The following is a 24,754-nucleotide window of genomic DNA, read 5'->3' as shown; positions in this document are numbered from 1 at the left end:
TTCCCGCCATGGTTGGTGGGACACCAACCACGGTTTGCGTATAAATAGGCTTTTTCTACGGTTGTCAATCCTACGCTAACTATTTATTGTTTTGATTACATATTCTTAATGATTGGCTACTTATCGTAATAGATCGTTCATACTTTCTTCAATTTCAGCTAAAAGTTGATGCAGAACTTTGTGGGGCAAATTATAGCTCCAAACAACTTCCCTCATGCAACATCTTTTATTTAAGCCCCAGCGATCATTGGGTTTTTTATCCCTTCTGATTGCTTTGTGGTTTGGTCTTTCGTTGCCTACGCAGGCTCAGGATCTAACCATCACCGGAACCGTAATCAGTAAAGACGATCAGAAACCTCTGGTTGGCGTAGCGGTACGAGTTAAAAATTACAATAAAGGAACCACTACCAATTCGGATGGTACCTACCGACTGTCCGTTCCTGCCGAAAGTAAAACGCTTATCTTCACCTTTGTAGGCTACACTACGCAGGAAGAAACGATTGGTAATCGTACGCAGATTGATGTTACGCTGGCCAATGACGAACGATTGCTGGAAGAAGTAGTCGTAACTTCCTTAGGGATTACTAAAGCCAAGCGGGATATTGCTTACGCGACTCAATCCATCAAAGCACAGGATCTGGTAAAAGCTCGTGAACCCAACCCGGTCAATGCTTTAGTTGGAAAAATAGCAGGTCTGAACATCGGGGCCAGTGCTGAACTACTGCGTGCACCACAGGTATTGCTTCGTGGAGGTCGCCCTTTGTTTGTCGTAGATGGAGTACCCATTATATCAGATACTTATAACATCAATCCTGACGACATTGAAACGTACGATGTCATCAAAGGACCCTCAGGCTCGGCTCTGTATGGTTCTCGGGCTACCAATGGGGTTATTATTATTACGACGAAAAAAGGTTCGAAAGATAAACGTGGTTTTTCTGTAGAAGTCAATTCCAGTACTATGGTGGAAAATGGCTTTCTGGCCATTCCCAAAGTACAGGATGAATACGGCCCCGGTAACAAAGGTACGTACTCGTTCGTGGACGGACGTGGAGGTGGAATCAACGACGGTGACTACGATGTATGGGGACCGAAGTTTGAAGGTCAACTGATTGCTCAATACGACAGCCCTATCGATCCTAAAACGGGTCAGCGGATTCCTACTCCCTGGATTGCTCGCGGTAAAGATAATCTGAAGCGTTTCTTACGTCCCGGAATATTATCTACTAATAGCGTTGCGGTTTCTGCTACTTCTGGAAAAAGCAACCTGCGTTTCGGCATTACCAATCAGTATCAGCAGGGAATGGTACCTAACACTGAACTGAACAGTACTACCTTCAGTGCTACGCTGGGGCAGCAGATTTCAGATCGTGTACGTTTTGAATCGAATTTCAATTTCAGCCGTCAGGCTTCTGCCAACTATCCTGACGTAAACTATGGGCCTAACTCTCTGATTTATAATACGGTTATTTGGGCCGGAGCTGATTGGAGCGTGGACGACATGAAGCAAATCTGGCAACCGGGCAAAGAAGGTATTCAGCAGATTTACGCTGAATACCAACGCTATAACAACCCCTGGTTTGTTTCGAAAGAATGGTTGCGGGGTCATTACAACAATACGTACAATGGCTACGCTTTGATGAAATTCGATATTCTCAAAAATCTGGAACTCCAAGCTCGTACACAGGTAACGGGTTACGAACTGTTCCGAAATGAGAAAATGCCTTATTCGGCCACTACCTATGGTCGCGAACAGGCGAAAGGTGACTACCGCGAAGACCGTCGTTCACTTTTGGAGAATAATACCGATGTCCTGTTAAATTATAACAAGACGTTTGCTCACGACATCAGCGTTCGGGCTGTGGGTGGTTTTTCAGGTCGGTTTTTCAAGTACAACGGAAACTATGCCTCAACGGATTATCTAAGTGTTCCTGGGGTGTATAGCTTCGACAACTCACTTAACCCCACTCGGGCCTATAGCTTCAATTCCAGTATGCAGGTATTAAGTGGTTTGTATAGCTTAGATGTAAGCTTAAGCCGCTATGCTACGCTTTCGACGACGGGTCGCTGGGATAAAAACTCCACCTTACCTGCGGACCGAAACGTTTATTTTTATCCATCTGCTGGGGTGAGTTCGGTAGTATCTGACTTTGTTCAGATGCCTACTGCGGTTTCATTCGTGAAGCTGCGTGCTTCGTATGCTAACGTGAAAGAAGCCTTTACCCAACAAAATGTATACACGGCGTATGCTCCGCTGGGCGGAAGCAACCCCATGGGATACGGTCAGACATTTGCCTCTCCTTACGACGGTCCTTCTTACGGAACTACAGTAGCTTATGCTATTAGCCGTCCGTATAATAATGAAGCTGCGGCTGATTACTCCGACGCTCTGGTGGATCCCAATTTGAAGCCTTCCTCGCGGACAAGCTTTGAAACAGGGCTGGATATTCGTTTCCTCAAAAACCGGATTGGTTTGGACGTTGCCTACTTCAGTTACCTGGATGGTCCCCGAATTTTTGGCCTGACTTTACCGGAAGCTACGGGTTATAATTCGCTAACAACGAATGGTATTAAATCGCAAAAACGCGGTCTGGAGATAGCCCTGACGGGTACGGCTTTGAAAAGTGCTCGTGGTTTGAACTGGGATGTCACGCTGAACTGGAGCACGTTCCAGGAGTATCTGCGGGAGATTTATGGTTCACAAACCCGACTAAGCCAGTTCTATAAAGTAGGTGATCGTCTGGATGCTTATTACGGCAGAGCGTTTGCCCGTACTCGTGATGGACAAATTATTAATGATGCCAGTGGTCGGCCGATCTATAACCCTGTAAGTCAGTTCCTCGGATACACGAATGCAAACTTCGCTTTTGGTTTCATCAATAAGTTTAACTACCGCAATTTCTTCCTGAATGTTCAGGTTGATGGCCGCGTAGGTGGTGTTATCGAAGATTATATCCAGAAACAAACGTTTCGCGGAGGTCGGCACATTGCTACGGTAGAAGGTAAAATGGGCGAAGCCCGCTATCAGGATTACAAAGGCGTAGCCTCCTGGGTGGGTCCCGGTGTAGTACTGACTAAAGGCTCGATTCAATATGACGTGGATGGCAATATCACTAATTACGATGCTTTGTCATTCAGCCCTATGTCAGACGCTAACAAAACTTACCTTCAGGATTGGATCAGTAGGTATTATAACTCCAACGAAGCCAACATGATTAGCCGAAGCTTTGTCAAGTTACGCGAAGTGACCTTTGGTTATCAGGTACCAGAGCGTTTGTTGCAGGGACGTATGGGCTTTGTGAAGTCTGCCAGTATTTCCTTCGTCGGACGGAATCTGTTGTACTGGGCCGAGAAGAAAGACTTGGATGTAGAGCAATTTGTAAGCTACAGTGACCGGGGGTCAAGTCTGCAAACGCCTACGACACGTCGGTACGGGGTAAACATCAATCTGATTTTTTAATCATTAGCTACCAATGAAAAAGATACTTTATAGTCTGGCATTGTTGATCAGCTTGGGAAGCTGCCAGAAATTCGAAGAACTCGAGAAAAACCCCAACCTGCCCGTGCAGGTACCCGCCGATCTGGTACTGAAAAATGTATTGATGGACATGTATGAAGGGACCTGGAATAAGGATTCCCGCTACAACCAGTATTACACGGTCAATTACAACTACTACGGCAATAACGAATACGATTGGACTACGGCTTCGCTTCGTTACACAACGTTGAAGAACGTAGTGAAAATGGAAGAAGAAGCTAAGAAAAATCTGAACACCGACACGAATGCATATGCAGCGTTGGGTAAGTTTTTCCGGGCCTACTTCTGGTTCTGGATGACCGAACGCGTAGGAGATGTACCTTTAAAAGACGCTCTGAAAGGCGAGGCTAACATTACACCCCGCTACGATACTCAGAAAGAGGTTCTGTTGCAAGTTTTGACCTGGCTGGATGAAGCCAATGCTGATCTGGCAAGCTTGCAGGCGGCGGGGCAAATGACGTTACCGCTCAAAGGAGACATTTATTTAAATAATAGTTTGAACGCCTGGCAGAAGACCGTTAATTCGTTTAAACTTCGGGTGTTGATTAACCTGAGTAAACGTACCGACGATGCCGATTTAAAAGTGGTAAGCCGTTTTGCGGAAGTCATCAATAACCCAACCAAGTTTCCGTTGTTTAGCAGCAATGCCGACAATCTGCAATTCATTTACAATGCGGTTTATAATAAATACCCCACTAATCCAGATAATTTCGGTAATGACGCAACCCGTCAGGAAATGTCGGCGACACACGTGGATTTGCTTAAACGTTTCCAGGATCCTCGCTTATTCGTAACCGCCGAACCTGCTGAGGCCCAACTGAAAAAAGGGATAGCAGTGACAGATTTCAATGCTTACGTAGCCCCAAGTCCGGGGTTAAGTCTGGATTTGATGTCAACGGGAGCCAACAATGGAGAATATTCATTTTTGAATCGAAACCGGTATTACAAAAGCTACACGGCTGAACCTACGGTCATTTTAGGTTATTCTGAGCAGTCCTTTACGATTGCCGAGGCCATTAATTTAGGCTGGGTAGCAGGCAATGCCGACGATTATTACAAAAAAGGAATTATGGCTAACATGGATTTCTTTGGTATTAAATCCGGTACCAACACAGTAGTGTTTGAAATCAAGAACAATGGAATTCCTACGTCGCAATCCTTCACAATCACGTTCGATCCAACTACGTATATGAACCAATCGTTGGTTAAATACGCCGGAAATAATGCCGATGGACGTAAGCAAATCCTTAGTCAGAAATACCTGGCGATGTTCATGACTTCAGGTATGGAGCCTTTCTTTAATTGGCGACGGACGGGCTACCCCGATACCTTTGCTACTTCGGGAGCTGGCATCGGTTCGCGTTCCATTCCCCGTCGCTGGCAATATCCAGTATCGGATCGTCTGTATAACGAAACTAATTACAAAGAAGCCTTGAATCGTCAGTTTGGTTCTGCCACTCGAGATCAAGTAGAAGATGAACTTTGGATGCTGAAGTAACCTCTAGCAAGAAACCAGAGCCTGTCCTGATTGGGGCAGGCTCTTTTCTTTTGAAGACATATACGTGAAAGCTATTGAGCGAATAATTTGCTTGAAGCACTTTTATACCCCACCAATGAATATTCTGGCATCTGGATTGAAACACTTCTTAACTAGGTCGGAAGTAAAACGAATGCCCTTAAGGGACATGTAAACGGGCGTTAATCAAGCTCTTGTAGGCCATGAGTAAGAACGCGATTGCTATTAAAAAAGGTAAGCAACACCAGAAAGTCCTCGTGTTGCTTACCTAAATCCGAATTTTTCTCGGTTTTATCTTTCAGAGCTTCGGTATACTTCCTCTAATAACCCAGCACTCGAAAGGCCAAACAATTAAGGATTACTGAGCCATTAAGCTAGCCTGATGAGCCATTTCCAGCGAACGTAAGCCATTTTCTTCGGTACTTCTGCGTTTGTCTATGCGGCCCCGGAGGTAATCAGATTGTTCCGTGAAAAAGTTACGTAATAACTCACCGTATAAATGCTGCTTATCGGTTTCGTGACCGAAGTGTAATTCAATCTTCTGAAAGGCTTCAAAGTCCTGATGCCGTCCGCGTTGCTTACGGTCTGGCCCACCATAGACCGCTGAAATGTCAAACCCTGCTCCCGGAAAGATGTCCAGTAGTTGTTGCATCTGTTCTTCATTCACAATACCCCGAAGCTTCAATCGCGTCGGCACCCATTCCTCCAGGGTAATGTCACCATGCTCAAAGACAATCCGTAACTCCTGTCGATCCAATCGACCGGGTTGCGTGAAGCCGTGGTAAAAGTTAACGAGTACGTCATTTTCATAACGAACAGTCGCCTGTACCTGTTCTTCCAGTCCACTGCCCGGACGCAACACCCGTTGAGCTCCCACTACATGGCCCGAACCTAGCCAGTATTCGAATAAATCGAAAAAGTGAACCCCGTGTTCAATAAAAATACCTCCGCTGATTTCCCGATTCCAGAACCAGTGCGAAGGGCTTAATCCTTCATCGCTGGCGTAGTTTTCAAAGTAACCGTGAAGGGGCTTACCCAAAAGATTTCGCTTGATGATTTGCTGCACCCGGCCAATCATGGGATTATACCGTTGCATAAGATTAGTAATTACCAATAAGCCCTTTTCTTGGGCAAGGGCCAACATTTCTCTTCCCTGGTCGGGCGTTAATGCCAGTGGCTTTTCACAAATCACGTGTTTGCCATGATTCAGGCATAATAAAGCCTGCTGGTAATGCAGGGAAGGTGGCGTAGCCAAATATACGACATCGATGTCATCCCGGCTAGCAAGCTCTTCCGGCGTTTCGAGGATATCTGCTTTGAATCGGTGAGCGGCCTGCTGGGACTGTTCACGAAAGGTTCCGGCAATAGCAATAAGCTGAGTATCTGGAACCTGTAAAAAATGTTGAGTAGCGAAGAGGCCGAAACCGCCCATGCCGATAACGCCGAGCCGGAGGGTCTCATAGGGAAGGGAAAGCATGTATTGTCAAGATTGTTGATGGGTAAACTTCGAAAAAAGCCGTACCCATCAACCTTTACACCAATTCTTCGATGGATACAATGGCATCCCGATTGAGCGGGCCATAGAGGTGCGGGAAAAGCTCGCCGCCAGTAGAGGGCTCAAATTTTAACAGAGCTTTAAAGCGGGTTTCGTCCAGGTGTAGCAGCAGTAAGGGACGTACGTTTGGGTAGTAGCGTTCCAGTACACCAGCGACTTGCGACTGAGTACTCAAATGAATAAATCCTTCTTCAGAGAAAGTCTCGGGGGTATAAGCTTCCTGAATTTCGTGCGATTGCCAGTAATCTGGCTTAACAATGTGATAGAGCATGGTGGGAGTTTTGAGCGGCCGCCGCTGCGGTTTTGGGTTTTGGGTTTTGGGTTTTGGGTTTTGGGTTTTGGGTTTTGGGTTTTGGGTTTTGGGTTTTGGGTTTTGGGTTTTGGGTTTTGGGTTTTGGGTTTTGGGTTTTGGGTTGAAAAGAGAAAACCTATAAAGGTAGGGGAGAAGTTTGAAAAGGGAACAATAACCCCGGAGGGGTTGAATATGGATAGCCCCGGGTAAAACCCGGGGTTACTTATGGGATTACTTAATGGATGGACCCGGTCTGGATGGCCTCTAACAGGCACTTCAACGGAATTTCTCCCGCCCTGGCTGGTGTCTTCACCAGCCATTACTACAAAGCATAGAGGTTGGTGAGGACACCAACCAGGGCGGAGTTTTTGAGTTTACAATTCCCAATAACAGGCGATCATTCACGTAGAGACGCGATGAAGTTGCATCTGGGTAAAAGGCGGTAGGGATTATAAATCCCTTACAGAGGGCTTTCGGATTACAAATCCGAAAGAGCGTCGGATGTTTTAAAATAGAAGATACAACCCGGGGTTTTATGCCATATACCAAAAACTTGGATGACAACTCAACACGCAAAAACCTTCAAAACTTCACAGTTAAGTACTTTTTAAGGATTCATTAAGGTGAGGCTAAGGCTTGGGACGTAGATTTGTTAATAGCACCAAACCAGTACACCATGATAGTTGAACCGATTCATGTATTAGCCTGGTCTAGGCTTCGCCGTCGTAAAATACGCCATTTACGTCTGCTTCCCACTTCTGAAAGCTCGCCCTTATTAGGCGTTATTACCTTAGTAGCAGGTATCCTGTATCTGCTGATTATGGAAGGAATAGCTTGATAGTTTCTTCTTCGCTCCAGATTAGAAATGCCTAATCTGAATGAATTAGCCTGGCTAAGATGCATGCCAGAGCATTTAATAAGTAATCTTGTCAAACCGGGTGGAACGACATTCTTGAAGGATGTATGGAATGACTCGATTAGACAGGTTATCTCATATAACTAACTCTTTAAAAGGATACAACCATACCTTTAAAAATTAGGAAAGTATTCCTCATTTTTTCCCAATATGCCTGCGGAGTGGGCATTAAATGGTCGTGTAGCCTTGGAACTCAATCCGCATTTGAAAATATGAAACGACTTATCATTGTATCGAATAGGCTACCTATTCAACTCCTGCGTCAGGAATCCGGTGTGCAGTTACTGGAAAGTGCAGGAGGACTCGCCACCGCCCTGAAAAGTTATTTACAAGCTCAGGATCGGTCTTCCTTCAATCCTGAAGAAGTAATATGGGTAGGAAACGCCGATTTTTCTCCAGAGTTATGGGAAGAATTCAACGAGACGAAGCAGTCGACAGGTACATTTAAAATTGCTCCTCTCTGGCTGGATAATGAAGTAAACGATGGCTTTTATAATGGTCTGTCCAATTCAACGATCTGGCCTTTATTTCATTACTTCCCAACCTTTGCGACCTATAAAGATTCTGATTGGCAGGCTTACCAACAAGCCAATGAAGTTTTCGCCGATCGTTTAGCTGAACTCTATCAACCTGGTGACGTTCTATGGATTCACGACTACCACTTGATGTTATTACCTAAATTAGTTCGGAGCCGTCGTCCCGATGCAACCATAGGATTTTTTCTGCATATCCCTTTTCCGTCCTTCGAGATTTATCGGATGTTACCCGGCCCCTGGCGGGAAGGATTACTGAATGGGATGCTCGGCTCGGATTTAATCGGTTTTCACACGAACGATTACGTACAGCATTTCGAAAAATCAGTACACCGGCTCATTGGTAACGAAAGCAAGCTGCGTTCCATTCAGGTAGGAAACCGTCCGGTAAAGGTTGATCTCTTTCCCATTAGTATTGACTACGAACGATTCAACTCGGCTTATACGCTCCCTGAGGTAGTAGAAGAACGTAACAAGATTCGAGAGCAATTGCAGGACAATAAGCTCCTCTTTTCCGTAGATCGTCTGGATTACACCAAAGGTGTGCTGAACCGATTACAAGGGTACGAGAAATTCCTGGAGAGACACCCTGAATGGCATGGACGCATCTCTTTTGTCATGGTGGTCGTTCCTTCACGGAGTGAAATTTCTTCGTACGGAGAACGGAAACAGATGATCGAGGAAAACACGGGCCGTATCAACGGACGTTTTGCCACGATGAGCTGGCAACCCGTTGTTTATCAGTATCGTAGTCTTTCCTTTGAGCAATTATGTGCCTACTATACCGCTTGCGATGTGGCTTTAATTACCCCCATTCGGGATGGTATGAATCTGGTTGCAAAAGAGTTTGTAGCCACACGTCAGGACGAGCAGGGGGTATTGATCCTCAGTGAAGTAGCCGGAGCGGCGGCAGAGTTGGGAGAAGCCTTACTTATCAATCCAACGGATCGTGAAGGCATGGCTCAGGCTATTGAACGGGCTTTATCTATGTCCCCGCAAAACCAGAGCGAACGTATGCGTCTGATGCAGACCCGAATTCGGGAATATGACGTGGTCCAATGGGCAGATGACTTTTTAACTCAACTATTCAACGCGAAATCGCAGCAACATCAATGGGAGGTTAGAATATTAAATGTTGCCCTGCGAAAACAAATTATGGAAAAGTACCAAAACGCTCAGAAGCGACTTTTACTCCTTGATTATGACGGAACGCTCGTTCCATTTGCTAAATTCCCGGAACTGGCCCGTCCAAGCGAGCGGGTAGTGGAGTTGCTGAATGAACTGGCTGCCGTACCCCAAAATCAGGTGGTGATCATTAGTGGCCGGGATAAAAAAACACTGGAAAACTGGTTTGGATCATTGGCGATTCAACTCGTGGCCGAACACGGAGCAGCCGTTCGTCAACCGGACGGAATCTGGCAGGAGAATCCTGACGCTTTTCACCCCGAGTGGCGAGCTAATATCCAGCAGGCTATGAATCTGGCGGTACAGCGGTGTCCAGGTACTTTTGTTGAAGAAAAAACGCATTCGCTGGCCTGGCATTATCGCAATACGGCCGATGATTTAGGCTTTGCCCGTTCTCGTGATCTGATTGACACGCTTCATGGATTAACGGGGCACCAGTTACAGGTAATCGACGGAAATAAAGTGGTGGAAGTACGGGTAGCAGGGGTGGATAAAGGCAGTGTAGCCAGCCGCATCGCATCCGAAAGTAATTATGATTTCATTATGGCCATTGGCGATGATCGTACCGATGAAGATATGTTCCGGGCCTTATCGGATCGGGCTTTGACGATAAAAGTAGGGCAGCAAAAGACGCTGGCCCGCTACAGCCTGCCCGATACCGGAGCGGTGTTGTCATTCCTGCAACGTTTTACGGGAATGGAAAACAACGGCGAGAATATTGATCTCACACCCAATACTGAATTAACTTCTGCCTAGCCTAAACTAGTACATTTTTGAGAAGGGGAAAAGTCGTACTTTCCCCTTTTTTGATACCCTTATTAATCACAGTTTCAGCGTTAAGCAGGCGGTAATACTTCTATCAGAAATAATACCCTTCGTCGCTTTTTCCGGCGGAAGTTGGATTTATTCGGGTCCATTTCTTGAAATTCTAATGAAAATTTAATTCCTTTGGACTGTTTTGTTACTGAAATTTCATTAAAGAAGGCTAAGCCGACAGAACAATAATGAGACTACTGCTTTGTTTAACCTTATTTATTCTATGCGTACAGACAGCATTTTCGATTCCGGTTTGGGTAGAAAATAATTGTACTTTAGATAGAAATATTTCGATTATTAAAGCAGATGAAACTTCCGGTAGCCTCAAAATTAAGTCTTTACAAAGTGATGACTCCGACGATGAATTCTACTTCGAGGCGGACCCTCAGGATGACCATCACACGCATCACGAATGGTATCCACAACATCTGGATGCAACCTTACCTGCTCATACCGATCGGAATTTCTGGATCTGGTATTTACTAAAGCCTTTTCATTTCCCTCCCCGCAATTTCTATCAGTCTATTGAGGCCATTCTAAACACGCCACCTCCTCAGTTGTAGTACCATGTCTTTCCTGAATTTCAGATCCTTACTCTGAAAGATTGCTCTATTTACCTACTATAAACTGTCGGTAAACAGTGGTTTGTTGCTGCTGTTTGACCCAAAACTGCTATGATTGATAAGCTAATTGCATTTAGCGTCCGAAGTCCGTTTACCATCGGTCTTCTCGTGCTGGTAATGGCGATTTGGGGAGGTTACTCACTGAAAACACTTCCCATTGATGCCGTACCTGACGTTACCCAACCAACAGGTAGACGTCATTACGAACTCCCCTAATTTATCGTCGCTTGAAATTGAACGCTACATTACGACCCCGCTGGAAATGGCTATGGCTAATATTCCGGGTCTGGTGGAAGCTCGTTCGTACTCCAAATTTGGCTCTTCCGTGGTCAAACTCATTTTCACGGATGACACCGACATCTACTGGGCTCGTCAGCAGGTGTTTGAACGCCTCACTCAGGTGCAGGCCGAGATTCCAGAGGGAGCGGGTACCCCCATCCTGGGACCGGTTTCAACGGGTTTAGGTGAGATTTATCAGTATGTGATTCGTCCCAAAGACTTAAACAATAGTCCTTACACACTTACCGAAATCCGCACGATTCAGGATTGGGTCGTTCGTCGCAAGTTATTAGGCTTACCGGGCGTAGCTGACGTGAGTGGGTATGGTGGATACGCCAAAGAATACCAGGCTCAGATCAAGACCGATCGCATGAAAGCTCTGGGTGTGAGCGTAGATGAATTATACGAAGCCCTGAACAAAGGCAACAGCAATACCGGCGGTGCTTACATCGAAAAAGATAATAAAGCCTTTACCATCCGAGGCATTGGTTTGGCTCAATCGCTGGAGGATATTGAAAATGCCGTAATCAAGAAAAATGGGAGTGTACCCATTTTAATAAGAGACGTGGCCGATGTGGAGTTTGGTCATGCCCTGCGTTTTGGTGCCTTGTCAAATAATGGCGAAGGCGAAGTGGTGGGTGGCTCAATCCTGATGATGAAAGGGGCGAATGGTAACGAAGTCATTACCCGATTGAAAGAAAGATTCGCTGAAATTCAGAAAGAGTTACCTCCAGGGTTAACCATCGAACCATTCCTGGATCGCTCGAAACTGGTAAACGCCGCTATTTCAACGGTAGCTAAAAACCTGATCGAAGGGGCCGTTATCGTTATGATTGTCATTCTGGTGTTTCTGGGTAACTGGCGGGCCAGTTTACTAGCGGCTTCGGTTATTCCGTTAGCGATGCTTTTCGCTTTCATCTGGATGAAACAATTTGACGTAGTGGGTAACGTCATGAGTCTTGGAGCCATTGACTTCGGGCTGTTAGTTGATCCGGCCATTATCGTCGTCGAGTCCGCCGTGCTTTTGCTGGCCCTTTCGCTCAGCAAATTTGCGGGTAAGAAAATGACCTATAAGGATCGTCAGGAAGTAGTCATTTCGGCGGCAGCAGAAGTAAAAAAATCCGTGATTTTCGGGGGATTAATCATTCTGATCGTATACGTTCCCATTCTGACGCTTCAGGGAATTGAAGGAAAAATGTTCTCGCCAATGGCCAAAACGGTAGCTTTTGCCATCATCGGAGCCTTGATTCTGGCCGTTACGTATGTCCCCATGATGTGTGCGGTATTACTGCGTCCACCCAAGTCGGTGCATCACGATGGATTCTCTGAAAAGATTGTTCAGTTCTTCCTCAAGGGTTTACGTCCCGTGATCCGTTTAGGCCTGCGATATAAGATCGTAGTTATTGCGTTTGCACTGGTGGTATTAGCCGCTGGAATCATTGGCTTTGGAAGAATTGGTGGTGAATTTATGCCTCAGATTCAGGAAGGCGATATGGTAGTCGATATGGATTTACCCGTGGGAACAACGTTGTCAGAATCCATTCGGCAAAGCCAGATCTTCCAGGAGGGAATCATGAAGGAATTCCCGGATGAAGTAGAAGGAATTGTTTCTAAAATCGGTACGTCTGAGGTAAAGGTCGATCCATTACCACTGGAGTCTCAGGAAGTGTACGTTGAATTAAAAGATAAAAAATACTGGACGAAAGCCCACGATCAGCAGGAGTTAGCCATCAAGGTTAATGAATACATGGCTCAGTTCCCAGGTCCTTTATATGCCATTTCCCAACCCATTGAAAGCCGGGTGAATGACATGATTTCCGGGGCCCGGACGCAGGTGGTGGTGCAATTGTACGGAACGGACCTAGATACGCTGGTAGCAAAAACCAAGCAGATCATTCAAATTGTTCGGAATGTAGACGGAGCCGTTGATGTAAAAGGAAGCAAAGTGTTTGGCTTACCGCAACTGAATATTAATTACGATCGCCAGCGAATGGCCGTGCACGGAATTAAAGTTGAGCAGGTGAACCGGGCCATTCAAATGGCTTTTGGAGGAGCAACCGCAGGGGTGGTTTATGAAGGCGATCGGCGTTTTGATGTAACGCTTCGCTTGACGGGAGAAGACCGGACGCGTCCTGAAAATATTGAAAACCTGTTAATTAACGATCAGAATAATAACCCGATTCCACTGCGTGAAATAGCGAAAATTACGGAAAGCGTTGGACCTTCTGAAATCGTTCACGAAAACATGAAACGGGTGGTTAACCTCGGCTTCAATGTTCGCGGTCGTGATTTACAGTCGGTGGTGGACGATGTAATTAAACAGGTGGATGCGAAAGTGAAATTGCCCAAAGGGTATGAGATAAACTACGGAGGAGATTTTGAAAACTTTGGTCGGGCGAAGGCTCGTTTATCCATTGTTGTTCCAATTGCCCTCCTGGTCATCTTCGGATTACTCTTTTTAACCTTCCGCAATTTCCGCGATAGTTTTCTCATTTATGCCGTTGTTCCTCTGTCAGCCGTAGGAGGGGTGTTCTCGCTGCTTTTACGCGACATGAACTTCAGTATCTCGGCGGGGGTCGGTTTCATTGCTCTGTTCGGGGTAGCCGTATTGAACGGAATTTTATTAATCAGTCACTTTAATACTCTGGGCGACGAAGGCATGGATGATCCGAACGAGCGGGTCATGAAAGGAATTGAGGAACGTTTCCGCCCGATTCTGATGACTTCGTTTGTAGCTGCTTTGGGCTTTATGCCCATGGCCTTATCCACCAGCGTAGGTTCAGAGGTACAGAAACCTCTGGCAACGGTGGTAATCGGTGGATTGTTAACGGCTACTATTCTGACCTTACTCGTATTACCCATTCTTTACGCCATTTTCGCGGGTAAATCAAAAAAAGGCGGGTCTGTAAAGAATAGTGCGATTCCCGCTACTGCCGTAGTTGCCCTGCTCATCGGAGCGTCTTTCCTGACTACTAACGCCTCTGCTCAGACGAAACCGGAAGTTCCCGAAGTGGAGGATGTCCGGGAGTTAACGCTGGAAAAAGCGTTAGAATTAACGAAACGAGGGAATCCGCAGACGCGTCTGGCGGATTTACGGATTGAGAAGGAAAGAGTATTACTTCCCGCTACGTTCAATCTGGATGCTCCGCGTATTTATACCCAGGCTCCCAGTGGTACGGATTACCGCCTCGGTTTTTTCCAGAACTTACAATTTCCTACAGTTTATACCAACCAACGGAAAGCCCAGCGTCAACAGATTAAACTCAATGAAGCGGAGAAGGGGGTAGTCTTCAACGACTTGTCTTATCAGGTGCGTTCGATTTATAATGACATTTTGTATTACAATCGGATGATCACCAATTACCAGCAGCAGGATAGCTTACTGGCTAATTTTGTGAGAGTAACGGATGTTCGGCTGAATGTAGGACAGATTTCCAGAATCGAGCGACTCAATGCCGAGGCTCAATACCGGGAGAATGCCATCTACCTGAAGCAGTCGAAAGCCCGCTTGCGGGGAGCCCGGATACAGTTATGGATTCTGACGGGTTTAGCCCCCGATAGTAGCCGAGTGATTTTAGGGGATTTCAAACGATTAACCTATGGGTCAGCCATTTCGGCTGCGGATACTTCCTTCTCGTCAAATCCGCGACTGGCTTTTTATGAACAAAACCGAAAGCTCAATGAAAGCATGCTGAAGGTTGAAAGAAGTCGTGCCCTGCCCGGCATTTCTTTTGGGTACATGAACCAGGGGGACCGCGAAACGAATGTGCGTTACCGCTGGGAGTTTGGCTTAACGGTGCCACTCTGGCAATGGCAGTATAAATCACGTCAGGCCGGAGCGAGAAAGGATATTGAAATTGCTCAGCAGCAGATTTCGCTCAACAGCTACGAACTGCGGGGAGCTTACGACAAAGCTGCTTCCGACTACCGGGCTTACAGCGAAGCTCTGGATTATTACGAATCATTTGGGCTAAACCAGGCCAACGAGATTATCAAGGCTGCTCAGGATAGTTACCGTCTCGGAAGCATTGGTTACTACAACTTCCTGTTAAACCTACAGGAAGCCTTCCGCATTCGGGCTGAGCACCTGGAAGCGATCCATAACGTGAATAATTCGATCATTACGATTCAATATCTCAAAGGAGAATAAATCAATGAAAAAGACATTTTTGCCCCTGCTGGCACTTGCTATATTAAGTGTATCCTTATCCAGTTGTTCCGAAAGCGAAGCGGAATCGAAAGAAAAAGGGGAAGGTAAACGGGAAGTCGCCAAGAGTGCAGATTCGCTGAATCTGTCCCTGCAACAATTGCAATCGGTAAACGTAGAGTTGGTAAGTTTTGAAGACCGCCAGCTTCGTCCGGTTATTAACGCGAATGGAAAGATTAAAATATTACCTGACAGTAAATCAGAAGTTCATAGCGAAGTAGAAGGTCACGTAGATGCGATTTATGTTCGGGAAGGTCAGTTCGTCAAAAAAGGTCAGCCTTTACTGAAGCTGACAAGTATGGAATTTCTGGAACTACAAAACCAGTACATCGCTGCTAAAAGCGAAGCCGACTTCCTGGAAATTGAGTTCAAACGACAAACCGAACTGAAAAAAAGTAACGTCGGTGTGCTGGCGGATTTTCAGGCAACCGAGTCTAAACTCAATGCTGCTATTGGTAAAGAAAAAGCACTGAAAGCAAAGCTGGGTTTACTGAGTTTCAATACCGATCATTTGAGTAATATCCGCAAGGCAGAGATTTCACCCGTGGTGATCATTCGGGCTCCCATCAGTGGTTCTGTTTTTAAAGTGTATCAAAATCTGGGAAAACTGGCTAATCCAGCGGATCCTCTGGTGGACATTATTAGTACCGAACAGCTTCAAGCCCAGGTATATGTCTATGAAAAAGATGTCGATATGATTCAGGAAGGACAGTCTGTGGAGTTAACCTTTCCCAGTCAGGCTATTCCGGCAGTTCAGGGGAAAGTAGCAAGCGTAGCTCGGGCCCTGGATACGGAAAACGGAGCCATTACCCTCTACGTGAACTTCAAAAGACCCCAGACGAAAGAAACCATTTTCTCGGATATGAACGTACGGGCTCGCGTAGTCGGTTCGACGGAAACGAAAAGCTCCAATACCTTGCCCCGCACGGCCATTCTGGATGATGGCGAAGGCCTATACATCTTTGCAACGAGCCAGCCGAATGCTCCTAAAATTCCTTTACGCAAAACAAAAGTGGAGATCGAGCGGGAAGGAGAAGACTACGTTCAGGTAAAAATTCTGGAAAAATTGCCTAAAGGAATGAAAGTAGCCAATAAAAACATCCTGGCTCTGGAAGCCGAACGGAAGAAAAACGAGTAGAATTTTTGATGATTTATTGCTAGATAAAAAGCTCGTCCATTTGGACGAGCTTTTATTACATTAAGGATCCAAATGAGAATGGCCCCATAGAATTTAATGCAGATTCAACGAGCCATATAAATAAAAAAATCATTATTGCGTAGTATAAAACAGACACAATTCCAATATTAGCCCACATCTTTCCTTTGTACCTATTAATGTTTAAACGTAGTCTGACTAGTGATAATATACCTGTAGTCATGGCTATGATAAATGCTATTCCAAATACCGTAGAGCTACTCAATAATAAAGCTAACGGCAGAGACGAAACGCCAACAATTGTGCTGGTAATAGCAAGAGGCTCTAACTTTCGGGAATCTTTTTGGCCACTTACCTTTTTCTGAAACTTCCGAATGCTCTTATTAACTTGTTTATGAAGTAAGAGAGTAGTCTTTTTCTGAAAAGAAGAAAAAGTTAATTCTTTAGGACTAAGTAAAGGAGGTTTATCAATGTAAACCGGAATACTAGGATCTGATACTAGAGATGTTTGTAAGGCGGATGAGTCTGAGTGAGCAGTAAGGTATTTTTGATGCTCTCTTACAGGAGTTAATGATGTATTGGACTTTAAAAAAGGAGTGTAGGTGAGTTTACGGCATGAAGTGAAAAGTAAAGCTCCTAAGAATAGATAAAGAATAAATTTCATAAGTCAGGTCGTTTAAGTTCATGGATAGAAATATAGAAGGAATGAAAGGATAGTAGTACCTAATATGATGAATTAGCAGCAACATTTATTAAGATAATAATAAAAACAAGTAACTCCAGAAAACCTAGTACTAACCCGGCAATGGCTAGTCCGCGACCTTCGAATTCTCTCGGACGCCGGTTGATTTTACTCAGAGCGACAAATCCCCCAATAATGGCTAGAAGCATACCTACAAGAAACAGAATACCCGTATGAAAGGCAATTAGGTCAAAGAGGGCTATTAACCCCGCAATAGTAGCGAGGGTAGCAATGGGATCCGTTTTTCGCTCAGCGGTACGCTGAGCTTTTGCCTGCATTTTCGCAACCTTTTTTGCGACCAGTTTTGTAACAAACTTATGTTTGAAATTTTGCTGATGTTTCGTTTGCAGGTAAGAGGGAGCAGGTACTAGCTTTTCTTCAAACGTACGGCCTGGCAAGGAAGGCCCTTCCACTAAAGATGCCGTTAATGCGGAAGAGTGAAGGTTCGTATCCGCGATACTAACTGAATTTTGGACTGGCGAAGCGAGGTTTACTTTTTTGCGTTCAAAAGAAGGAGCAGTGGATTTCGCAAAATAGGGATAAGAAGATTTCTGACAGGCAGAAAGCCCTAACAGACCCAATAGGGCCAGTGTAAATAATTTTTTCATGAAAATGGACAGGGGGTCGTCGCTTTTGCTTAGGTTTTTTACTCTTGTTAATTAAACTCTACTACACTCAGAACTTGCGAACTCAGATAGGGCTTCAATACGATAAGCAGTACGAGGAAGTCCTCGTACCGCTTTACCGAATTATTTCCAAATCATAGTCTGGAAAATGGATTACTTATAAGGACCAGGAGGCAAGGACGATGATAGCAATAATCAGAATCAAAAGTTCGAGGAAACCCAACACAAGACCTGCAATGGCAAACCCGCGACCTTTAAGATCTCTTTCATGACGATTGATTCGACCTAAACCAACAAATCCGCAGATGATTGCGGTTAACATTCCCAGAAGGAAAAGTACTCCAGTTCCAATCAGAATACCATCCAGTAAAGCCAGAGCACCCGCCGCAAAAGCGATAACCGCAATGGTATCATTCTTTCGGTAATCACCGGCACGTCTGATTTTTTTCTCTAGTCTCTGAGACTTTTTGAGAACTAGCTTAGTGATTAGTTTTTGCTGGAAACTTGTTCTTTTACGAGTAATGCTACCTGAAGTAACCTTAGTAGTCGAAGCATTTTCCAGTGGAGTTACCGAAGTAGCAAGAGGTAAACTGTTCGCAGAAGAAGCTGTAAATGAATGCTCAACCGTACTGGAATCGGAGCTGAAGGAAATAGGCTTAGCTTCTGTAGCTGTTACCTGTTTACGCTCAAAAGCAGGTGCCGTAGACTTAGCAAAATAAGTGTAAGAAGGTTTGTGACAGGCCGAAAGACCTAAAAAGCAAAGTAAACCAAGGGTAAATAATTTTTTCATAAAATTGGACAATGGTGGAGTATAAACTTGGTTGAAGCACGAAGATGTAAATCAGCGTTGTTATTTCCTAGTTTAGCAATGTTAAAAACAGGTAACTACGCGACTTCATCGCTTCCAGACTAAAAATACGAATGTTGGGCTTGCCTAATAAGGTAAGTTTGTCAATTAACAATAAATAATTAATCAAAAAAAAGACGCGATAAAGTCGCGTCTCAATGGGAAGTAATTTACTTTAAAGCCCGTTTTATTTCCTGAATTGTGCTGCTATACTCTGCCAGTTTCTGGGCTTTCTGGTAATAATCTTTCGCCTGTTTATTTTGGCCATTTCGCTCTGCAATTCGAGCGAGCCCGCAGTAGGCCATTGCGTGATAATCCTGCGTGTATTGTTCACTCATTTTATTGAGCACTGCCTTCTGGTAATAGGTATGGGCAGCGGCGTCATTTTTCTTCGCTTTTTCAAGAATTAATCCAATGAATACTTCTCCAGCGGTTTTGAATACGTAATGTTTTTTCTGAGCTAGCTGTTGAGCTAGAGGTTCCGCTTCGTTGTAACGCCCAGCCAGCGTTAGGGCTTCGGCATGGCGGGTCATATAAACCGGGTTATTCGAATATTCTTTGTATAAAGGCGTAGAATAACTTAGTGCTTTTAACGGATTATTCTCGTGCTTAATTAACACATAAGTCAAATAATAGGCCGCTTCGGTTTTGGTAAAAATTCCCTTTTGATAACCCGTTTCCATCTGCTTTAAACCCAGGTTTTTATTGCCATCCTGAAAAAAGAACATGATAGGTTTCACCACGGGATGATCCTGCGGATACTGCTCCCGGTAATAGTTGTAAAGTCCGGTTGAAAAGTAGAATTCTGGGTTTTGCTCCATTAACTTAAAACCTTTACGCATGTAACCGTAGGTACGTTTGGCTTCGGCCCCGGCTTTCATGAACTCACCCCGATCAGACTCCAGCATGGCGAGGTAACTATGCGTCGCCAATAAAAAAAACGTAGCCTCAGTGTCGTGCTTGTTAGCCGCCTTCATTTTTTCAGCTAAGTCTAACGACTGATTTAGGTAAGACTGGTACCGACTGGCAGCAGAGCCATTTTCAACTACGGGCAGGTATTGCCAGAACGTTTGAATGGCTTCAAGCAGCGGGTTAACCGGGTGAGCCGGGTAACGGGTCTTGATGCGTTGCTGGTAAGGTTCGGCTTCCTTAAACTCAAAATTATAAATGTGCTTTAACGCATGAATAACCTGTTCTTTCGTTTCAGCGTCATTTAAAATCTGAGCTTTTAAGCTAAACGGAAGGATAAAACAAAACAGAATTGAAATCAGGAAGGTTGAATAGAAACGAGTTTTCATGGCTGGTGTATGCGACGATTCGAATGAATCGTTGTAAAATTAACGAATATTGAAGCCTTAAAGATAGGAAGCTTTTCAAGCAGTGCCGTAGATTTGCCGGAATGAAACGGATGATTTGGCCGTTGGCTCTGAAAAAGTAGATCCGTATCCTGACTATGATTCACTATCAAACCTTTACATTGGATAACGGCCTTCGGGTATACGTGCATGAAGATGCCACGACTCCCATGGCAGCCGTTAACATCTTATATAACGTAGGATCCCGAGACGAAAACCCTGAGAAAACCGGCTTTGCTCACTTGTTTGAACATTTGATGTTTGGCGGGTCTCAACATATTCCCGATTACGACACCCCACTGCAACGCGTAGGCGGAGAAAATAACGCCTTCACTTCGGCAGATATTACGAATTATTACATCACCCTTCCGTCTTCAAATCTGGAAACGGCTTTCTGGCTGGAATCAGACCGAATGCTGTCGCTTTCCTTTGATCCGCAAGTGCTGGAAGTACAGCGAAATGTAGTGATCGAAGAGTTCAAGCAACGGTACCTGAACCAGCCCTACGGCGATGTCTGGCTAAAATTACGACCGCTGGCGTATCACACCCATGCGTATAGCTGGGCTACGATAGGGAAGGAAATCAAACACATCGAAGAGGCAACGCTGGAAGATGTTCGGGATTTCTTTTTCCGGTATTACGTGCCCAATAATGCCTTGCTGGTGGTAGCGGGAAACGTAACAGTGGAGCAGATTAAGGAACTGAGCAAAAAGTGGTTTGAACCCATTCCGGCGGGTGAGCCTTACCAACGGAACCTGCCGCAAGAGCCTTTGCAAACCGAAGCCCGTTTTCTGGAAGTATCAGCCAAAGTTCCGCTGGATGCTTTGTATAAAGCCTATCACATGCCCGGACGTTACGAAGCAGGTTATTATCCAGCCGATTTAATGGCGGATATTCTGGGTCGTGGTAAATCTTCCCGATTATACCGGAAACTGGTCAAAGAAAAAGCTCTGTTTAACTCCATTAACGCTTATCCAACGGGAAACCTCGAACCGGGTTTATTTATCGTTCAGGGTAATCTGAACAAAGGAGTAAGCATTGAAGAAGGCGAGGCCGCCGTGCAGGAAATTATTGATGAGTTACTGGGAAAAGGTCCGCTGGAGTCGGAAGTGCTGAAAGTGAAAAATCAGGCCGAAGCCACGCTCGCTTTTTCGGAAGTGGAGTTACTGAACCGAGCCATGAATCTGGCCTTTGCCGCTAACGCGGGTAATGCTGAATGGGCTAATCTGGAAGCCGAACGTATTCAGTCGGTAACGTCTGAGTTGATCCAGGCCGCTGCCCGCAATATACTTCGTCCCGAAAACTGTTCAACCTTATATTACCGGGCTTCAGCTTAAGGTGGTTGAGCCGCAAGGTTCGCAAAACTGCCCACTGAAGACTGCAAACTGAAAACCGAAAATGTTAGAATCTATTATTCGTCAGGAATTAACGGAAGCCCAGCAGGTATTGGACCACTTTTTATCAGACGAAAAACACGTAAAAGCTATTGAAGCGGCGGCACAATTAATGTCCGAAGCCATTCAGAATAATAAGAAGATTATCTCCTGTGGAAACGGGGGGTCCCACTGTGACGCGATGCACTTTGCCGAGGAGTTAACGGGCCGTTATCGTAACGAACGCCGTTCTCTACCCGCCATTGCCATTTCGGACGTGAGCCATTTATCCTGTGTCTCTAATGATTATGGATACGAATACGTGTTCAGTCGTTTTGTGGAAGGCATGGGCTTTGAAGGCGATGTATTACTGGGAATCAGTACGTCAGGTAATTCTGGTAATGTGATTAAGGCCGTAGAGGCAGCTCGTGCCAAAGGAATGAAAGTAGTTATCCTGACTGGAAAGGATGGAGGTAAACTAGCGGGCCAAGCCGATGTAGAAATCTGCGTTCCTCATTTTGGTTACGCCGACCGCATCCAGGAAATTCACATCAAAGTCATTCACATCCTGATTTTATTAATCGAAAAACTGGTGGTGAATGTGAATTACTAGGGTTTTGAGTTAGATTGTTTTGGGTTTTGAGTTAATAATAAGCACAGAGTCACACTAAAATCCCGGTGTAGGCTCTGTGTTTTCGTTTGAATACGCTTTCTTGCAAAAATTATAGTATTACTACTCTAAACACTAAACGAGAAACATAAAAACTCTGATGGAGGAGAAAAGAAGATATCGCTCGCAGGACTGGTTTGGCAAGACCGGAAAAGATGGATTCATTTACCGGGCCTGGATGAAAAACCAGGGGTTCCCGCACCATGAATTCACGGGCAAACCAGTCATTGGCATTTGTAATACCTGGTCTGAGTTAACGCCTTGTAACGCTCACTTTCGGGAATTGGCCGAATGTGTGAAACGCGGCGTTTGGGAAGCGGGTGGGTTTCCGGTAGAATTTCCGGTCATGTCGCTGGGCGAAACACTAATGAAGCCCACCGCCATGCTGTATCGAAATCTGGCGAGTATGGATGTGGAGGAATCCATTCGGGGTAATCCCATTGACGGCGTTGTGCTGATGTGCGGTTGTGATAAAACAACGCCTTCGTTAGTAATGGGAGCCGCCAGTGTAGACTTACCCAGTATTGTGATCTCCGGTGGACCGATGTTGGCAGGGCACTTCAAAGGCCGGAAGATTGGTACTTCCGACGTATGGCGTTTTGCCGAGGCCTATAAAATGGGTGAGCTGTCGCAGGAAGAATTCATTGTAGCTGAAGGATGCATGGCTCGAAGTGCGGGGCACTGTGCCGTCATGGGTACAGCGTCAACAATGGCTTCGATGGTAGAGTCTTTGGGCTTAACCTTACCCGACAATGCTTCGATTCCGGCAGCCGATTCACGTCGGAAAACGATGGCTCACATGACGGGTCGCCGCATTGTGGAGATGGTTCGGGAAGATTTAACCATGTCTAAAATCCTGACTCGCAAAGCCTTCGAAAACGCGATTATGGTAAATGCTGCCATTGGGGGTTCAACTAATTTTGTAATTCACCTCATGGCCATTGCGGGCCGAATGGGAGTGGAGCTGGACCTAGAAGATTTTGATCGCCTGTCAGAAAACATCCCGTTCATTGCTAATATTCAGCCTTCAGGAGAACACTTCTTCGAGGATTTATATTACGCGGGCGGACTTCCAGCGGTGATGAAAGAGTTATCCAACTTCCTCAACCTGGATGCATTAACCGCAACGGGGCAAGTCCTGGGTGAAAATATTGTCCTTTCCAATGCACATGACCGGGAGATTATTGCTTCGGTGGACGAGCCTTTCAAACCCAGCACCGGTTTGGCAGTATTGAAGGGAAATCTGGCAGTAAATGGAGCGGTGTTGAAACCCTCTGCAGCCAGTCCGCATTTGATGACGCACACCGGGCGGGCGGTGGTTTTTGAAGATATTGACGACTACAAAGCCCGCGTCGATGATCCTGATCTGGATATTGATGAAACCTGCGTGATGGTCTTGAAATACGTAGGACCCAAAGGTTACCCTGGCATGCCTGAAGTAGGAAACATGGTATTACCCAAGAAGATTCTGGAGAAAGGCGTGCATGACATGGTTCGTATTTCGGATGGTCGGATGAGTGGAACGGGCTTTGGAACGGTGGTCTTACACGTTTCACCCGAGGCCGCCATTGGGGGTACCCTGGCTCTGGTAGAAAATGGCGATTTAATTACCCTGGACGTTCCAAACCGCAGTCTTCACCTGCATGTATCAGACGAAGAGTTAGCCGCTCGTAAAGCCAACTGGAAACCGCTGGAGTTAGGTTATGATCGGGGATATACCAATTTATATCTGAACCACGTTCAGCAATCTCATCAGGGAGCTGATATGGATTTTCTGGTGGGTAAGTCCGGTACCTGGAAACTGCGGGAATCGCATTGATTTTCTTTAGTTGTTAGTTTAGTTATTAGTTGATGGTTGTTAGTTCAATAATACTGTCACAAGCCCCCTATACCGCCGCTGCCAGCTTTTTCGCTGGCAGCAATAGCTAAGCTGTTGATAATAAGTTTGCTTAATAGTTAACCAAGTGCTGCCAGCGAAAATGCTGGCGGGGCCACGCTGGCAGCGGTTATATGGGGTAGAGCAGCAATAAAATACAAATCCCGGCCTTCGCAGGTCGGGATTTGTATTTTATTGACTTTGTGACGATTCGGGACGATCTTCCGGTCGGGCTGGTAAGTGAATCGTTTTTTTGGGTTCGAAGAGGGTATCTCCAGTAATCGTATCAGAAGCGACGGTACCGGGGTACATCGTGCTTTTCTTGTCTTTTATAAAAATCAGACTGCCACCAATGGCAACGGTCATTAGTACGACTAATAGTATAATTGCCCATCTAAACAGGGAGCCAATCCTCCACCATTGCTTCATTTTTGACCAATTGCTTTCCTTATTGTTAGTAGAATCCATAGCTGTTTCATGTTTGAACACATACTGAAGTAATCAAAAGAATTATCCCCTTGAGTGTCATTCATAATCGTGGGGTTTGCCGACCCTATTTGCGGACGTTATACCCCTGATTGTGATTAGAAAATGATTAGAAAAAGCTAGTTACCTACCTAAAAGAGCCGTGAGTGGAATGAGCTTTTCA

17 protein-coding genes are annotated in these 24,754 nt (G+C 45.4%); 10 read left to right on the top strand and 7 right to left on the bottom strand.

The genetic code is table 11. From position 1 onward, the window contains the following. Positions 1–214: 214 nt before the first annotated feature. On the top strand, positions 215–3,460 hold the full coding sequence (locus QE357_RS16335) for a SusC/RagA family TonB-linked outer membrane protein (RefSeq protein ID WP_106635245.1): 3,246 nt from the start codon (positions 215–217) through the stop codon (positions 3,458–3,460). Between the two features lie 13 nt (positions 3,461–3,473). Next, positions 3,474–5,036 (top strand): SusD/RagB family nutrient-binding outer membrane lipoprotein, encoded by a 1,563-nt coding sequence (locus QE357_RS16330; protein WP_309709650.1) that lies wholly within the window; start codon positions 3,474–3,476, stop codon positions 5,034–5,036. A 376-nt stretch (positions 5,037–5,412) separates the two neighbouring features. On the opposite strand, the gene QE357_RS16325 is transcribed toward QE357_RS16330, so the two are convergent. Both QE357_RS16325 and QE357_RS16320 read right to left on the bottom strand, forming a co-directional pair. After that, complete coding sequence (locus tag QE357_RS16325) at positions 5,413–6,531, bottom strand: Gfo/Idh/MocA family oxidoreductase (protein ID WP_309709647.1); 1,119 nt, start codon at positions 6,529–6,531, stop codon at positions 5,413–5,415. Positions 6,532–6,586: 55 nt separating this feature from the next. Then, positions 6,587–6,880, bottom strand: coding sequence for a DUF952 domain-containing protein (locus QE357_RS16320; RefSeq protein ID WP_106635247.1), 294 nt, complete (start codon positions 6,878–6,880; stop codon positions 6,587–6,589). Between the two features lie 697 nt (positions 6,881–7,577). On the opposite strand from QE357_RS16320, the gene QE357_RS16315 reads away from it, so the two are divergent. From QE357_RS16315 to QE357_RS16295, 5 genes are all read left to right on the top strand, one after another. Continuing rightward, positions 7,578–7,739 carry a hypothetical protein gene (locus tag QE357_RS16315; protein ID WP_157830199.1) on the top strand — a complete coding sequence of 54 codons (162 nt, stop codon included), beginning with the start codon at positions 7,578–7,580 and terminating at the stop codon, positions 7,737–7,739. Between the two features lie 290 nt (positions 7,740–8,029). After that, complete coding sequence (locus tag QE357_RS16310; RefSeq protein ID WP_106635248.1) at positions 8,030–10,291, top strand: bifunctional alpha,alpha-trehalose-phosphate synthase (UDP-forming)/trehalose-phosphatase; 2,262 nt, start codon at positions 8,030–8,032, stop codon at positions 10,289–10,291. Positions 10,292–10,539: 248 nt separating this feature from the next. Next, a complete protein-coding gene (locus QE357_RS16305) occupies positions 10,540–10,914 on the top strand; it encodes a hypothetical protein (protein ID WP_106635249.1) in 375 nt (124 codons plus the stop codon). Between the two features lie 220 nt (positions 10,915–11,134). Next, positions 11,135–15,403 carry a CusA/CzcA family heavy metal efflux RND transporter gene (locus tag QE357_RS16300; protein WP_309709637.1) on the top strand — a complete coding sequence of 1,423 codons (4,269 nt, stop codon included), beginning with the start codon at positions 11,135–11,137 and terminating at the stop codon, positions 15,401–15,403. A gap of 4 nt (positions 15,404–15,407) precedes the next feature. Then, on the top strand, positions 15,408–16,598 hold the full coding sequence (locus tag QE357_RS16295) for an efflux RND transporter periplasmic adaptor subunit (RefSeq protein WP_309709634.1): 1,191 nt from the start codon (positions 15,408–15,410) through the stop codon (positions 16,596–16,598). Positions 16,599–16,653: 55 nt separating this feature from the next. Here QE357_RS16295 and QE357_RS16290 read toward each other — a convergent pair whose 3' ends face one another. The 4 genes from QE357_RS16290 to QE357_RS16275 all read right to left on the bottom strand — a co-directional run bounded on the left by QE357_RS16290 (position 16,654) and on the right by QE357_RS16275 (position 20,129). Then, a complete protein-coding gene (locus QE357_RS16290) occupies positions 16,654–17,280 on the bottom strand; it encodes a hypothetical protein (protein WP_309709631.1) in 627 nt (208 codons plus the stop codon). 59 nt (positions 17,281–17,339) lie between these two features. Continuing rightward, positions 17,340–17,966 carry a DUF4190 domain-containing protein gene (locus QE357_RS16285; protein WP_309709628.1) on the bottom strand — a complete coding sequence of 209 codons (627 nt, stop codon included), beginning with the start codon at positions 17,964–17,966 and terminating at the stop codon, positions 17,340–17,342. Between the two features lie 175 nt (positions 17,967–18,141). Then, positions 18,142–18,774 carry a DUF4190 domain-containing protein gene (locus QE357_RS16280; RefSeq protein WP_309709625.1) on the bottom strand — a complete coding sequence of 211 codons (633 nt, stop codon included), beginning with the start codon at positions 18,772–18,774 and terminating at the stop codon, positions 18,142–18,144. Positions 18,775–19,001: 227 nt separating this feature from the next. Further along, positions 19,002–20,129 carry a lipopolysaccharide assembly protein LapB gene (locus QE357_RS16275; protein ID WP_106635255.1) on the bottom strand — a complete coding sequence of 376 codons (1,128 nt, stop codon included), beginning with the start codon at positions 20,127–20,129 and terminating at the stop codon, positions 19,002–19,004. 155 nt (positions 20,130–20,284) lie between these two features. On the opposite strand from QE357_RS16275, the gene QE357_RS16270 reads away from it, so the two are divergent. The 3 genes from QE357_RS16270 (at position 20,285) to QE357_RS16260 (ending at position 24,048) form a co-directional block, all read left to right on the top strand. Continuing rightward, positions 20,285–21,523, top strand: coding sequence for a pitrilysin family protein (locus QE357_RS16270; protein WP_106635256.1), 1,239 nt, complete (start codon positions 20,285–20,287; stop codon positions 21,521–21,523). A 61-nt stretch (positions 21,524–21,584) separates the two neighbouring features. Further along, the gene (gene lpcA / locus QE357_RS16265) at positions 21,585–22,172 is read left to right on the top strand and encodes a D-sedoheptulose 7-phosphate isomerase (RefSeq protein WP_309709620.1); all 588 of its coding nucleotides are present in this window, start codon (positions 21,585–21,587) and stop codon (positions 22,170–22,172) included. Between the two features lie 157 nt (positions 22,173–22,329). Next, positions 22,330–24,048 (top strand): IlvD/Edd family dehydratase, encoded by a 1,719-nt coding sequence (locus QE357_RS16260; protein ID WP_106635258.1) that lies wholly within the window; start codon positions 22,330–22,332, stop codon positions 24,046–24,048. Positions 24,049–24,297: 249 nt separating this feature from the next. Here QE357_RS16260 and QE357_RS16255 read toward each other — a convergent pair whose 3' ends face one another. Further along, positions 24,298–24,573 (bottom strand): hypothetical protein, encoded by a 276-nt coding sequence (locus tag QE357_RS16255; protein WP_309709615.1) that lies wholly within the window; start codon positions 24,571–24,573, stop codon positions 24,298–24,300. Positions 24,574–24,754: the final 181 nt, after the last annotated feature.

This window comes from Siphonobacter sp. SORGH_AS_0500 (assembly GCF_031453245.1).
GTDB lineage: Bacteria > Bacteroidota > Bacteroidia > Cytophagales > Spirosomataceae > Siphonobacter.
Note: the sequence above shows the minus strand (reverse complement) of the source record. Positions and strands in the feature narration are given on the sequence as shown.